Annotated in this window: 13 protein-coding genes; 6 read left to right on the plus strand and 7 right to left on the minus strand. The window is 71.9% G+C overall.

Going from position 1 to position 13,526, the window contains the following annotated elements; translation table 11 throughout:
• Positions 1 to 6: 6 nt before the first annotated feature.
• From ACFYMM_RS13245 to ACFYMM_RS13265, 5 genes are all read right to left on the minus strand, one after another.
• Entirely contained in the window at positions 7 to 915 is a 909-nt protein-coding gene (locus tag ACFYMM_RS13245) for a carbohydrate ABC transporter permease (protein WP_388386226.1), read from the minus strand.
• Positions 916 to 928: 13 nt separating this feature from the next.
• A complete protein-coding gene (locus ACFYMM_RS13250) occupies positions 929 to 1,870 on the minus strand; it encodes a carbohydrate ABC transporter permease (protein WP_388385969.1) in 942 nt (313 codons plus the stop codon).
• A 2-nt stretch (positions 1,871 to 1,872) separates the two neighbouring features.
• Positions 1,873 to 3,204 (minus strand): ABC transporter substrate-binding protein, encoded by a 1,332-nt coding sequence (locus ACFYMM_RS13255; RefSeq protein WP_388386227.1) that lies wholly within the window; start codon positions 3,202 to 3,204, stop codon positions 1,873 to 1,875.
• 80 nt (positions 3,205 to 3,284) lie between these two features.
• A complete protein-coding gene (locus ACFYMM_RS13260; protein ID WP_388385970.1) occupies positions 3,285 to 4,496 on the minus strand; it encodes an ROK family transcriptional regulator in 1,212 nt (403 codons plus the stop codon).
• Between the two features lie 215 nt (positions 4,497 to 4,711).
• Positions 4,712 to 5,821, minus strand: coding sequence for a mechanosensitive ion channel family protein (locus ACFYMM_RS13265; RefSeq protein WP_388385972.1), 1,110 nt, complete (start codon positions 5,819 to 5,821; stop codon positions 4,712 to 4,714).
• Positions 5,822 to 6,150: 329 nt separating this feature from the next.
• Between ACFYMM_RS13265 and ACFYMM_RS13270 the strand changes: the two genes are divergently transcribed.
• The 4 genes from ACFYMM_RS13270 to ACFYMM_RS13285 all read left to right on the plus strand — a co-directional run bounded on the left by ACFYMM_RS13270 (position 6,151) and on the right by ACFYMM_RS13285 (position 9,617).
• A complete protein-coding gene (locus ACFYMM_RS13270; RefSeq protein ID WP_388385973.1) occupies positions 6,151 to 6,687 on the plus strand; it encodes an HNH endonuclease in 537 nt (178 codons plus the stop codon).
• Positions 6,688 to 6,904: 217 nt separating this feature from the next.
• Complete coding sequence (locus tag ACFYMM_RS13275) at positions 6,905 to 7,150, plus strand: hypothetical protein (RefSeq protein ID WP_388385975.1); 246 nt, start codon at positions 6,905 to 6,907, stop codon at positions 7,148 to 7,150.
• Positions 7,151 to 9,274: a 4-alpha-glucanotransferase gene (gene malQ, locus ACFYMM_RS13280; protein WP_388385976.1), complete on the plus strand. Its 2,124-nt coding sequence runs from the start codon at positions 7,151 to 7,153 to the stop codon at positions 9,272 to 9,274.
• A 58-nt stretch (positions 9,275 to 9,332) separates the two neighbouring features.
• Complete coding sequence (locus ACFYMM_RS13285) at positions 9,333 to 9,617, plus strand: hypothetical protein (RefSeq protein ID WP_388385977.1); 285 nt, start codon at positions 9,333 to 9,335, stop codon at positions 9,615 to 9,617.
• Between the two features lie 108 nt (positions 9,618 to 9,725).
• Here the strand turns inward: ACFYMM_RS13285 and ACFYMM_RS13290 are convergent, their stop codons facing one another.
• A complete protein-coding gene (locus tag ACFYMM_RS13290) occupies positions 9,726 to 10,307 on the minus strand; it encodes a TetR family transcriptional regulator (protein ID WP_388385978.1) in 582 nt (193 codons plus the stop codon).
• 191 nt (positions 10,308 to 10,498) lie between these two features.
• Between ACFYMM_RS13290 and ACFYMM_RS13295 the strand changes: the two genes are divergently transcribed.
• The gene (locus tag ACFYMM_RS13295) at positions 10,499 to 11,938 is read left to right on the plus strand and encodes an FAD-dependent monooxygenase (protein WP_388385979.1); all 1,440 of its coding nucleotides are present in this window, start codon (positions 10,499 to 10,501) and stop codon (positions 11,936 to 11,938) included.
• Between the two features lies 1 nt (position 11,939).
• Here ACFYMM_RS13295 and ACFYMM_RS13300 read toward each other — a convergent pair whose 3' ends face one another.
• Entirely contained in the window at positions 11,940 to 12,449 is a 510-nt protein-coding gene (locus ACFYMM_RS13300; RefSeq protein WP_388385980.1) for a MarR family winged helix-turn-helix transcriptional regulator, read from the minus strand.
• 76 nt (positions 12,450 to 12,525) lie between these two features.
• Between ACFYMM_RS13300 and ACFYMM_RS13305 the strand changes: the two genes are divergently transcribed.
• Positions 12,526 to 13,488, plus strand: coding sequence for an EamA family transporter (locus tag ACFYMM_RS13305; RefSeq protein ID WP_388385981.1), 963 nt, complete (start codon positions 12,526 to 12,528; stop codon positions 13,486 to 13,488).
• Positions 13,489 to 13,526: the final 38 nt, after the last annotated feature.

The raw sequence follows: 13,526 nt of genomic DNA on the forward strand, positions 1-13,526 counted from the left end.
TCCGGGTTAACCCTTCACTCCGGTGAGCGTGACGCCCTCGACGAACGCCTTCTGGGCGAAGAAGAACACGAGGATCACGGGGGCCATGACCAGTACGGTCGCGGCCATGGTGAGGTTCCAGTCGGTGTGGTGCGCGCCCTTGAACGACTCCAGGCCGTAGGAGAGGGTCCAGGCGGCCGGGTTCTCGGAGGTGTAGATCTGGGGACCGAAGTAGTCGTTCCAGGCGTTGAAGAACTGGAAGAGCGCGACGGCGGCGAGACCCGGCCTGGCCATCGGGAGCACGACCCGCAGCAGGGTGCGCAGATCACCGCAGCCGTCCACCCGGGCCGCGTCCAGGTACTCGTTCGGGATGGTCATCAGGAACTGGCGCAGCAGGAAGATGGAGAACGCGTCGCCGAACGCCATCGGGATGATCAGCGGCCACAGCGTGCCCGACAGGTCCAGCTGTTTCGCCCAGAAGAGGTACATCGGGATGACGACCACCTGCGGGGGCAGCATCATCATCGAGATCACCAGCATCAGGGAGAGGTTGCGGCCCCGGAACCGGAACTTGGCGAGCGCGTAGGCCACCGGGACCGACGAGACGACGGTCAGGGCGGTGCCCGCGCCGGCGTAGACCAGGGTGTTCCTCCACCAGGTGAGGAAGCCCGGGGTGTCGAAGACCTTCCGGTAGTTGCTCCACTCCCAGGTGTGCGGGATCAGGTCCCGGCTCAGGGCCTGGCTGTCGCTCATGAGCGAGGTGAGCAGGACGAACACGAACGGGAGGGTGAAGAAGAGGGCGGCGGCGACGCCCAGGGAGTGGACGCCGATCCACTCCAGCAGGGCCCTGCGGCGGGCGGTGCGCTCGGCGGGGGTGACCGGGGGGACGGTCGGCCGTACCGGCCGGTCCGGTCGTCGTGCCGTGTCCTGCGCCATGTCCTGGGCCATGTCAGTCACCTGCCTGGATGAGACCGCCCCGGCGCCGCATCAGGAGCGCGGTGAACGCCATGGACAGGGCGAACAGGACCAGCGCCACGACGCATGCCGAGCCGTAGTCGAAGCGCTGGAAGCCGAGGTTGTAGATGAGCTGGGGAAGGGTGAGCGTGGACTTCTCCGGGTAGCCGGGCTCGAACATGGTGCCCGCGCCCTGGATCACGCCCGAGGCGACCTTGCCGGCCACCAGTGGCTGGGTGTAGCACTGCATCGCCTGGATGACACCGGTGACGACGGCGAACATGATGATCGGCGAGATGTTCGGCAGCGTCACGAACCGGAACCGCTGCCAGGCCGACGCGCCGTCCAGCTCGGCCGCCTCGTACTGTTCCCTGGGCACGTCGAGCAGCGCGGCCATGAAGATCACCATCAGGTCGCCGATGCCCCACAGGAACAGCAGGGTCAGGGCCGGCTTGGACCAGTCGGGGTCGTTGAACCAGCCCGGGGCCGGGATGCCGGCCTTCTCCAGCAGGGAGTTGACCGGGCCGGTACCGGGGTTGAGGAGGAAGGCGAACGCCATGGTCGCGGCCACCGGCGGGGCCAGGTAGGGCAGGTAGAACAGGGTGCGGAAGACGCCCGTAGCCGTCTTGATCTTGGTGATGAGCAGCCCGATCCCGAGTCCGAAGAGGACCCGCAGGGTGACCGTCACCAGCACCAGCCACAGGGTGTTGCGCAGGGCGGGCCAGAAGTAGGGGTAGTTCTCGAAGACGTACGTCCAGTTCTTCGCGCCGCTCCACGTCGGCGGTCTGAAGCCGTCGTAGTGCATGAACGAGAAATAGACCGTCGAGATCATCGGGTACGCGAAGAAGACCGCGAATCCGATCAGCCAGGGCGACATGAAGGCGGCATTCCGGAACGCCGCCCTGCGACGCTTCGACGCCGATGTGACCGTACTCATGACTACTTGGCCTGCGCGATGTCCGCGTCGATCTGCGCGGCCGTGGTCTTCAGGCCCGCCTTCAGGTCCTTGGCCCGGCCGCTCTCGTAGTCGTATCCGAAGTTCTGGATCGTCGTCAGATACGTACCGCCGTTGATGGACGCCGGAGACGTGGTCGAGTCCGGGTTCGCCGCGATGTCCAGGAAGGTCTTGAAACGCGGGTCGTACTTCAGCTTCGGCGACTTGAGGGCCGCGAGCGTCGAGGGCACGTTGTGGATGGCGTTGGAGAAGTCCACGACCGCGTCCGTGTTGGTGGTGATGTACTTCACGAACTCCCAGGCCGCGTTCTGCTTCTTGCTGGTCGCGGCGATGCCGGCGATGGTGCCGGTGATGTAGCCCTTGCCGTACTGGGCGGCCTGGTCGTCGGGGACGGGCAGCGGGGCGACGCCGATGTCGAACGCCGGCTTGGCCGCCAGGGCCATGCCCAGCCGCCACTCGCCGTCGAGCTGCATGGCGACCTGGCCGGTGTGGAAGGGGTGCTTGGTGCCCCACTCGTCGCCGAGCGTGGCCCGGAACTTCTCCAGCTTCTGGAATCCGCCGAGTTCGTCGACGAGTCTCCTCTGCAGCGTGAAAGCGGCGGCGAAGGCCGGGTCCTTGGCGACGTTCGACTTTCCGCTGGAGTCGAAGTACGTCGGCGAGAACTGGCCGAGGTAGTGCTCGGTCGTGGTCTCCCAGCCGTGGTAGTCCGGCATGAATCCGAGCTGCTTGTAGCCGTCGCCCTGGGCGATCGTCAGTTTCTTGGCGTCGGTCTCGAATTCCGACCAGGTCTTCGGCGGGCCGGTGATGCCGGCCTTCGTGAACGCCGTCTTGTTGTAGTAGAGGCCGTAGGCGTCGCCGAGCAGCGGCGCCGTACAGCGGTTCCCGTCGAACTGGGTGTACTCGTTCATCGGCTTCGGGAAGGTGGCGGCCGGGTCGATGCCCGCCTTCTTGAAGAAGGGGTTCAGGTCGACCAGCGCGCCCGACGAACAGAACTTGCCGACGTTGTTGGTGGTGAAGGAGGAGATGACGTCGGGGGCGTTGTCGCCGCCGGCCCGCAGTGCCTGGTTGATCTTGTCGTCGGTCATGGTGCCGACGGCGTGGACGTGGATGTTGGGGTGGGCCTTCTCGAAGCCCGCGATCAGGGCGTTGACCGCGCTCAGCTCGTTCGGCGCGCTCCAGGCGTGCCAGAAGTTGATGGTGGTGTCCTTGGACGCGTCGTCGCTCGCGCTGGAGTTCGACTGGCCGGTACAGGCGGTGGCGAGGAGGACGGCGGACGTTGTCAGGACGAACGCCGCTTTCCGGGCGCCTTTGGGCATGGCTGTGGGCATGACGAGGTCTCCCAGGGACGGGGTGGGTGAGAGGGGAGTGAAGAGGGGCGGGGCGTGGGGCGTGGGGCTCAGCGCGAGGTGTCGAAGACCTCGTCGCGGGTCGTGGCGAGCGCGCTCTCCAGCGCTCCGCGCAGGACGGGGTGTTCACGGACGTCGCCGACGACCAGACGCGGCCGGGCCGCGGCCAGTTCCTCCAGCTCGGCCTGGACGAGGGCGCGCAGCACCTCGCCGCCGGCGGTCAGCGAGGAGCCGCTGAGGACGACGAGTTCGGGGTCGAGGACGGAGACGAGCGAGGCGAGACCGGTGGCGAGCCGGGTCGCGTAGGTCCGCAGCAGCTCCCGGTGGGGGCCGCCGGCGTGGTCGGCGGCACGGGACACGAGGGCGGCGGCGGCCTCCGCGTACGGTCCCGGCGGCAGGTCCTCGATGCCCAGCTCCCGGGCCAGCCGGGGCACCGCCTGCGAACCGGCCAGTTCCTGGTAACCGCCGCTGTTGGCCTTGGTCACCTGGCGCACCAGGGGCGTGCCCGGCACCGGCAGGAAACCGACCTCGCCGGCGCCGCCGGTCCAGCCCCGGTGCAGCCGGCCGCCGAGGACCAGGGCGGCGCCGAGGCCCTCCTGGTTCCACAGCAGCACGAAGTCGCCGTGGCCGCGGGCCGCGCCCAGCCGTTGTTCGGCGATGGCGACGAGGTTGACGTCGTTCTCGTACTCGACCGGCATCGGCAGCGCGGCGGCGAGGTCGTCGAGCAGCGCGGGGGAGTGCCAGCCGGGCAGATGGGAGGCGTAGCGCAGGCGCCCGGTGTTCGGGTCGAAGGCACCGGGTGTGCCGATGACCAGCCGGTGGAGGTCGCCGCGGGCCAGCCCGGCGGCCTTCACCGCGCCGTCGAGGGCGTCGGTGACCTGCTGTACGACGGGCTGGGCCGGACGGCGTCCCGGGGTGGGCAGTTCGTACTCGCCCACGGTGCGGCCCGTGATGTCGGCGACGGCGGCCCGGATGCGGCCCGGGGTGACGTCGAGTCCGGCGGCGTACGCGGCACCCGGGTTGACCGAGTACAGCTGGGCGCTCGGGCCCGGCCGGCCCTCGCTGGTGCCGGTGGCCAGGACCAGGCCCGCCGCCTCCAGCCGGGCCAGCAGCTGGGAGGCGGTCGGCTTGGACAGGCCGGTGAGCTTGCCGATGCGCGTGCGGGACAGCGGCCCGTGCTCCAGGAGGAGGTCCAGGGCGGTGCGGTCGTTCATGGCGCGCAGGACGCGTGGGGTGCCCGGCGTACCGGCGGTTCCTGCCATGTGGGTCGACACCTGCCTTTCCAGCTGCCCAGTTTCCCAGTGGCCCGTGTCTGACGTCCACCCCGGAGATCACTGTTAGGAAAGTTTCCTATTGGGTGGGAGGAACGTAAGCCCAGGACGAAGGGGGCGTCAATAGACACCGCCCCCGAGGCAACAGAGTCGTTACCTCGGGGGCGGTGGGTGTCCGCTGCCGCCGGCCGGCGGCCCGCGGCGGGCTACTTGGAGGCCTGCCGCTGCTGGACGATCGGGCTGGTCGCCTGCGCCTGCGGGGAGTCACCGTCGGAGAAGACCGAAGGGGGCGCCACCGCGGCCGTACGATCGGCGATCTCGTCCTGCTCCAGCGCCGCCGTCGCGCCGCCGACGATCCGGATGTGGGCCGCGTCGAAGGCGCGTTTGACGCGCCAGCGCAGTTCGCGTTCGACGGTGACCGACTTGCCGGGCATGGTCTTGGCGGACAGCCGCACCACCATCGAGTCGATCAGGACGCTGTCCAGGCCGAGCACCTCGATGGGCCCCCAGAGCAACTCGTTCCAGGGCTCCTCCTTGCTCATCTGCTCGGCGACCTCGTCCAGCGTGGACCTGAGCCGGTCCAGGTCCTCGGAGGACTTCACGGTGACGTCGACGCCGGCCGTGGCCCAGCCCTGCGAGAGGTTGCCGATGCGCTTGACCTCGCCGTTGCGGACGTACCAGATCTCGCCGTCGCCACCGCGCAGCTTGGTCACCCGCAGGCCGACCTCGATCACCTCGCCGGAGGCCACCCCCGCGTCGATCGTGTCGCCGACGCCGTACTGGTCCTCCAGGATCATGAACACACCGGAGAGGAAGTCCGTGACCAGGTTGCGGGCACCGAAACCGATCGCCACACCGGCCACACCGGCGGACGCCAGCAGCGGGGCCAGATTGATCTGGAAGCTGCCCAGGACCATCAGGGCGGCCGTGCCGAGGATCACGAAACTGGCCACCGACCGCATCACCGAGCCGATCGCCTGCGAGCGCTGCCGACGCCGCTCGGCGTTGACCAGCAGCCCGCCGAGCGCGGTGCCGTCCACCGCCTGGACCGTCCGGTTCATGCGGTCTATCAGCTTGGTGATGGCACGCCGCACCACCGCTCTGAGCACTCCGGCGATGACCAGGATCAGCACGACCTTCAGCCCGATCGCGAGCCAGGTCGACCAGTTCTGCTCCACCCAGCCGGCGGCGTTCGTCGCGCTCTGCTGGGCGTCCTGGAGCGTCGACACGGCCGGCGTCGTCGCCCCCGGGGGGGACGGCGAGGAGGACGGCGAGGGCGACGCGCCGGCGGCCAGTAGGACGGCGGTCAAGGACACGGCAGGTACCTCCAGGTGCGGCACCGCCCGGTGTAGCGGTCGTCGGGTCTCACGGTCGCTCGAGGTCGTCAAGGTCACGAGAAGGTCACCGGACGGGCAGGACCAACACACTAACGGGGCATTGTGTGTGCCATGTGCGATGTACGCATCACGGACCCGGCCCACCTGGGCTTGAACAGGCCATGATCCGGGGGATGAATCAGGGTGTGGTCGAAAACACTCCCAGCCCGTTACCGGGACATGGTGGCGCTTCCACCAGGCATGAGGGGAAACTGACTGCAGATCGTCCCGGCGCGAGCCACGCGCCGCCGACGCCCAAGGAGGCACCCGTGCCGCATGTCCTGGTCCTCAACGCGTCGTACGAGCCGCTCGGCGTCGTACCGCTCCGCCGCGCTCTCGTCCTCGTCCTGGAGAACAAGGCAGTCTCCCTGGAGGAATCCGGCGCCTATATGCACAGCGCGACCGTCACAGTCCCCGCACCCAGCGTGGTCCGGCTCAAGCGATTCGTACGGGTTCCCTACCGGGGGCCCGTTCCTCTGACCCGGCGAGCGCTGTTCGCCCGCGACGGGGGCCGGTGCATGTACTGCGGTGGCGTCGCAACCAGCGTCGACCACGTCATCCCACGCAGCCGTGGGGGCCAGCACGCCTGGGACAACGTGGTGGCGTCCTGCCGCCGCTGCAACCACGTCAAGGCCGACCGCCACCTCGTCGAGATCGGCTGGCGGCTGCGCCACAAACCCGCCCCGCCCACCGGTCTGGCCTGGCGCATCATCGGGACCGGCCATAGGGACCCGCGCTGGCTGCCCTACCTGCAGCCGTTCGGCGCGGACGACGCCATGGCCCGGATCGACGGCATCTCCGCCTGAGATCCGGGCCTTCGTGCAACCCCGTGGGCTCGGTCAGCCACGGGGTCCCTCGGGGCGCGCCGGTCGAGGCGACGTGCGCCGCGCGTCGGCGTGCCCGGACGGTTCACGGCGGAGCCGCGATCGGGGATTGCCACGTCTGGGCTCACGCCCGCTGGGTAGGCCTGCCCTGACCCGTCAGAACCGTCGGGTCGACGTCACCGACGACAAGGAGGCCCCCGTGACCGTATCGGCTCATCTCTCGCTGCCGGCCCAGTCCAAACCCGTGGCGGACTCGTCCGCCGCCCTTCTGGAACCGCATGTGTGCGTCTTCAGCGCGGAGGGCGCCTGTGCCGAGGCGCCGCTGACCAGCGAGCCGCCGCTGCCCGACGCCGAACCCCTCACCAGCGAGCCGCCGCTCTCCGACGCCGCCCCGCTGACCAGCGAGTCCGACCCGGTCCCGGACTTCTACGGACCGGGGCTGTAGATGACCGAACCCCTCGCCGAGGAGCTGGCGCGGCTCGCCGGGCTGCATGGTGTCGCGACCTCCTACAGCCCGTCCCCGGACGTCACGGTCGCCGCCTCCGTCGGGGCCGTGGTCGCCGCGCTGGCCGCCCTCGGCGTCGACGCGAGCACCCCCAGTGCCGTCCGCGCCGCCCTCGCCGACCGCGAGCGGGAGCTGCGCGAGCGGCTGCTGCCGCCGACCGTCGTGCACTGGGACGACGGGAGCGGTCGTACGCCGGCCGGTCTGGCCGGGCTGCCCGCCGGTACCCGGCTGCGCGTCGAGACCGAGCAGGGCGAGGTGCGCGAGGGCGAGACGTGGGAGGGCGAACTGTCGGCGGCCCTGCCGGCCGGCGTCCACCTGCTCACCGCCACCGCCCCCGACGGGCGTGTCGGGCGGGCCCATCTCGTCGCCGCCCCGGAGCGGCTGCCGACGCCGGAGGGGCGGTCGTACGGCCTTCTCGTACAGCTCTACTCCCTGCTCTCCACACGGTCCTGGGGCATGGGCGACCTCGGTGACCTCGCCGAGCTGGCCGGCTGGGCCGGGCGGGTCGCCGGGGCGGGGTTCGTGCAGGTCAACCCGTTGCACGCGGCCGTGCCGGGCAGCCCGACGGATCCCTCGCCGTACCGGCCCTCCTCGCGCCGGTTCCCGGACCCCGTGCACCTGCGTGTGGCGGACATCCCCGAGTTCGCGCACGTCGAGGACGGTGACCGGGTGCGCGGCCTGGTGGAGCGGGCCGACCGGCTGCGGGCCACCGTGCTCGACAAGGGCGCCCTCATCGACCGGGACGCCGTGTGGGAGCTGAAGCGGGAGGCGTTGCGCCTGGTCCTGGAGGTTCCGCTGGGGCCGGGACGGCAGGCCGCCTACGCCGACTTCCTCGCCGAGGAGGGTGACGTCCTCACCGACCACGCCACCTGGTGCGCGCTCGCCGAGGTGCACGGCAGCGACTGGGAACGCTGGCCCGAGGGGCTGCGTAACCCCCGCTCGGCGGCGACCGCCCGGGCCCGCGCCGAGCTGGCCGAGCGCGTCGACTTCCACGCCAGGCTCGCCTGGCTCACCGACACCCAGCTCACCGCCGCCCAGCAGGCCGCCCGTGCGGCCGGGATGTCCGTCGGGATCGTGCACGACCTCGCCGTCGGCGTGCACCCGGGCGGCGCCGACGCCTGGGCCCAGCAGGACCACTTCGCCGCCGGCATGTCGGTGGGCGCACCGCCGGACGCCTTCAACGCGCGCGGCCAGGACTGGGGGCTGCCGCCCTGGCGTCCGGACCGGCTGGCCGCCTCCGGCCACGCCCCCTACCGCCGGCTCCTGCGCGCCCTCTTCCGCTACGCCGGCGCCCTGCGCATCGACCACGTCATGGGCCTGTTCCGGCTCTGGTGGGTGCCCCAGGGACAGCCGCCGACCGAGGGCACCTACGTCCGCTACGACGCCGAGGCGATGCTCGCGCTGCTGGCGCTGGAGGCCTCACGCGCCGGGGCCGTGGTGATCGGCGAGGACCTGGGGACCGTGGAGCCCGGGGTGCGCGAGACCCTTCAGCGGCACGGCGTGCTCGGCACCTCGGTGCTGTGGTTCGAACGCGACTGGGAGGGCGACGGCCGCCCGCTGCCGCCGGACCGGTGGCGAGCCGACTGTCTGGCCACCGCCACCACCCACGACCTGCCGCCCACCGCCGCCCGGCTGACCGGCGAACACGTCGAACTCCGCGACAGCCTGGGCCTGCTGGCCCGCCCGCCGGCCGAGGAACGCGCGGAGGCGGCGGCCGACACGGCGGAGTGGCTGGCCCTGCTCACCCGCCTCGGGCTGCTCCGGTCCGGCGCCGGGAGCGGCTCCGACGAGGAGGTGGAGATCCAGGGGCTGCACCGCTTCCTGCTGCGCACCCCGGCCCGGATGATCGGCGTCTGGCTCCCGGACGGCGTCGGCGACCGGCGCCCGCAGAACCTTCCCGGCACCTGGGACCAGTACCCGAACTGGCGTCTGCCGATCGCCGACGCCGAGGGCCGCCCGGTGACCCTGGAGGACCTGACCGCCGCACCGAGGGTGCGGGCCCTGCTGGAGGTGCTGCGCGAAGGCCTGTCCGACCCGAGCCCGTCCGGCCCGGACGGCGGGTGAGCCCTCTTACGGCCACCCCGGCCGCGCGCTGCCGAGGGGCGTTCGCTAGTTTTGCAGCGTGGACAAGAAGAACGCCCTGCGCGCCGGCGCCCTGGCTGCCGGTACGACGCTGATGATGCTGCTCATGTCGTCTCCCGCGCTCGCGCTCACGCGCGACGACGGCGACGACCCCGGCAAGGGCCTGAGCGTCATCGAGACGCTGGGTCTCTATGTCCTGGCCCCGCTGGTCATCTTCGCGGTGATCGCCGGTCTCGTGATGGTGCTGGACAAGTCCGACGAGAAGCACCGGGTCAGCTCCAACATCAAGGTGAAGCCGGACGCGAAGGCGCGGGCGAAGGCCTGACAGCGGGATCCTTCACCCTTTCCGTACTTCGCCGAGGGCGCCGGTATCGCCGGCGCCCTCGGCGTTTGCGTGGCCGAGCCGGTGAGCCTGTCCGGCAGCCCGTGAGTGTCAGGCCGGGTGGGGCGCCGTCAGGTACCGCTGCACCGTCGGGCCCAGCCACGCCACGATCTCCTGGCGCCGCAGCGCCACCGTCGGGCCGAGGCGCAGCACATAGCGGGTGAGGGCCAGGCCGAGCAGCTGCGCTGCGCACAGGGCGGCCCGGGCGGGTGCCTGCTCGGGGTCGGGGCAGGCCTGGCGGGCCACGGGCAGCAGCTGGTCCCGGAAGACCTCCTGCATGCGCTCGGCCCCCGACTGGTTGGTGACACCGACCCGGAGCATGGCCGTCAGCTCCTCGTTCTCCTCCCACAGGTCGAGGAAGTGGCTCACCAGGGCCTGCCCGACCTCCTCGCGCGGCAGGCCGCCCACCTGCGGAAGCCGCAGGTCGAGCGTGACGGCCGCCGCGAACAGGCCCTCCTTGCTGCCGTAGTACCGCATGACCATCGAGGGGTCGATGCGCGCGTCCTTGGCGATGGCGCGGATGGTGGCCCGCTCGTAGCCGTCCGCGGCGAAGCGCTCGCGGGCGGCGGCGAGGATCGCGGTGCGGGTGGCTTCGGAGCGGCGGGGAGCGCTGTTGCCGGTGGTGCCAGTCATGCGAACGAGCGTAGGCCCACATTCGTGGGCCAACAAGTGTTGACTCGACTGCCCGTACGGGCGTAGCGTTGCCAACAAGCGTTGACCAACGGATGTTGACCAACGGATGTTGACCAACGGATGTTGACCAACGGATGTTGACCAACAGGCGTTGGCAATCTCCGACAGGTGTGGCCACTCGGGAGGCCTTCATGAACGGCACCACGCTCCCCGTGATCGTCGTCGGCTCCGGACCCACCGGCCTGCTCCTCGCCGGTGACCTCGCCGAGGCCGGTGTCCCGGTCACTCTCCTGGAGAAGCGTCCCCACAAGATCAGCAACCTCTCCCGGGCCTTCGTCCTGCACGCCCGCACCCTGGAGCAGCTCGACGCCCGCGACCTCGCCGACGAACTGGAGGCCCTCGGACAGCGCCTCGACCGGCTCAGCCTCTTCGGCCGGCTCGGCATGGACCTCGGTGCTCTGCCCTCCCGCTTCAACCACCTCCTCGTCCTTCCCCAGTACGAGGTGGAGAAGGTCCTGGAGCGGCGCGCGAAGGAGGCGGGGGTCGACTTCCGGTACGAGACCGAGGTGACCGGTCTGTCCCAGGACGCGGACGGGGTCACCGTCGAGGTCCGGGGTGCCGAGGGCGTGACGCGGACCCTGAGGGCCGCGTACGTCGTCGGCGCCGACGGCATGCGCAGCGCCGTGCGGGGCGCGGTCGGGCTGCCGTTCCCGGGCCGGTCGGTGATCCGGTCCGTGGTCCTCGCCGACGTCCGGCTCGCCGAGAAGCCCGACACCCTGCTCACCGTCAACGCCGTCGGCGACGCCTTCGCCTTCCTCGCGCCCTTCGGCGACGGCTACTACCGGGTGATCGGCTGGCACCGCAGCCGTGACGTCCCCGACGGCGAGCCCGTCGACCTGGCGGAGGTCAAGGAGATCACCCGCCTCGCCCTCGGCCGGGACTTCGGGATGCACGACGCCCGCTGGATGTCCCGCTTCCACAGTGGCGAACGCCAGGCCCCCGCCTACCGCGTCGGCCGGGTCTTCCTGGCCGGTGACGCCGCGCACGTGCACACCCCGGCCGGCGGCCAGGGCATGAACACCGGTCTGCAGGACGCGGCCAACCTGAGCTGGAAGCTGGCCGCCGTCGCCGCCGGGCATGCCGGTCCCGCCCTCCTCGACAGCTACCAGGCCGAGCGTCACCCGGTCGGCAGGGCGGTCCTGCGCAGCAGCGGCGGCATCGTCCGCCTCGCGATGGCCAAGCGCCCCTGGACGCTGGCGGCCCGCGCCGCGCTCACCGCCTTCCTCGACACGGTCGGCCCCGCCCGCCGCAAGGTCGCCGGCCAGGTCACCGGCGTCGGCTACCGCTACCCCGCCCCCAGGGGCGCCCACCGTCTCACCGGCGCGCGCGTCCCGGACGTCGCCCTGGCCGGCGGCGGCCGCCTCTACGAGGCCCTGCGCGGCGGCCGGTTCGTCCTCATCGCGCCGGAGGCGTACGAGGGGCCCGGACGCTCGGACCGGCTGGCCGTGGAGCGCTGGGCGAGTGACCGCCGTACGACCGTGCTGGTGCGCCCCGACGGATACGTCGCCTGGGCCTGCGACGCGGCCGGCCCGCAGGGCGTGGCGGCGGCGCTCGCCGCTCACGTGGGCTGAGTCAGGGGCGGTTGCCCGCGGCCCCCGCGAGCAGTTCCCGCAGCAGGCCGGCCAGTTGGCCGGCCTGTTCGTCGTCGAGGGCGGACAGGGCGGCCGTCTGTTCGGCCAGACCCGCGCCGACCGCCTCGTCGATCAGCCGCAGTCCCTCCTCGGTCAGGGTGACCTGGAGTCCGCGCCGGTCGTGCGGGTCGGGGGAGCGGCGCAGCAGCCCGGCCCGCTCCAGTTTGTCCAGGCGCCCGGTCATACCGCCCGTGGTGAGCATGAGCGTCTGCGAGAGCCGGCGGGGCGAGAGCGTGCAGGGGTCGCCGGCCCGGCGCAGGGTGGCCAGCACGTCGAACTCGCCGCGCGAGATGCCGTAGGGCTCGTACGCCTGCTCCATGCGGTCGCCCATCGCGCGGGAGAGCCGGAAGATCCGGCCGAAGACCTCCATCGCGGCGGTGTCGAGGTCGGGCCGCACGGCCGCCCACTGGTCGATGATCGCGTCGACGTCGTCCCGGTGCTGTGCGCTCATGCGGGGAGTATCCGCCGCCCGGAGTCCTCCGGCAAAACTTGCTTGTTGCTAAGTAGCTTGGCGCTAAGCTATTTCCATGGCATCCCGCCCGGCGCTCGTCGCCCTCACCGCCCTGGCCCCCGTCTCCTGGGGCACCACCTACACCGTCACCTCCGAGTTCCTCCCGGCCGACCGCCCCCTGTTCACCAGCCTGGCGCGGGCCCTGCCGGCCGGCCTGCTGCTGCTCGCCGTCACCCGCACACCGCCGCGCGGCACCTGGTGGGCGAAGTCGGCCGTCCTCGGCGCGCTGAACATCGGCGCCTTCTTCCCGCTGCTGTTCCTGTCGGCCTACCGGCTGCCCGGAGGCCTGGCCGCCGTCGTCGGCTCCGTGGGACCGCTGTTCGTCGTCGGTCTCTCCGCGCCGCTGCTGGGCCTGCGCCCGACCGCGCGCACCCTGCTCACCGCGGCGCTGGCCGCCTGCGGGGTCAGCCTCGTCGTCCTCCAGGGCGCCGGGGCACTCGACGCCGTGGGCGTGCTCGCGGCCCTCGCCGCCACCGCCTCCATGGCCGCCGGCACCGTACTCACCAAGCGGTGGGGCCGCCCGGACGGAGTCGGCCCGCTGGCGCTGACCGGCTGGCAGCTCACCGCGGGCGGCCTGCTCATCGCGCCGGTCGCCTTCCTGGTCGAGGGCGCCCCGCCCGCGCTCGACGGCCGGGCCGTCGGCGGATACCTCTACCTCGCGCTGGCGAACACGGCCGTCGCCTACTGGCTCTGGTTCCGCGGCATCGGCCGCCTCACCGCCACCCAGGTGGGCCTCCTCTCCCCGCTCTCCCCGCTGACCGCCGCGGTCGTGGGCTGGGCGGCCCTCGGGCAGACGCTGACGCCGGTACAGGTGGCGGGCATGGCGGTGGCGTTCGGGGCGACGCTGGCGGGACAACGGGCGGGGCGCGCCCGGGGACCCCACGACGGCGGGTCCGGCCACGCCCGCCGCACCTCGCACCGGCCGGCCGGGCCGGCACCCGCCCCGGCCCCGGTCGCCCAGGGGCACGGCGGTGCGTAGGGGAGACGGCGGCCGGCTCGCCGGGCGCGGCGCGGCGC

This window comes from Streptomyces sp. NPDC006739, assembly GCF_042869815.1.
In the GTDB taxonomy this organism is placed as follows: Bacteria; Actinomycetota; Actinomycetes; order Streptomycetales; family Streptomycetaceae; genus Streptomyces.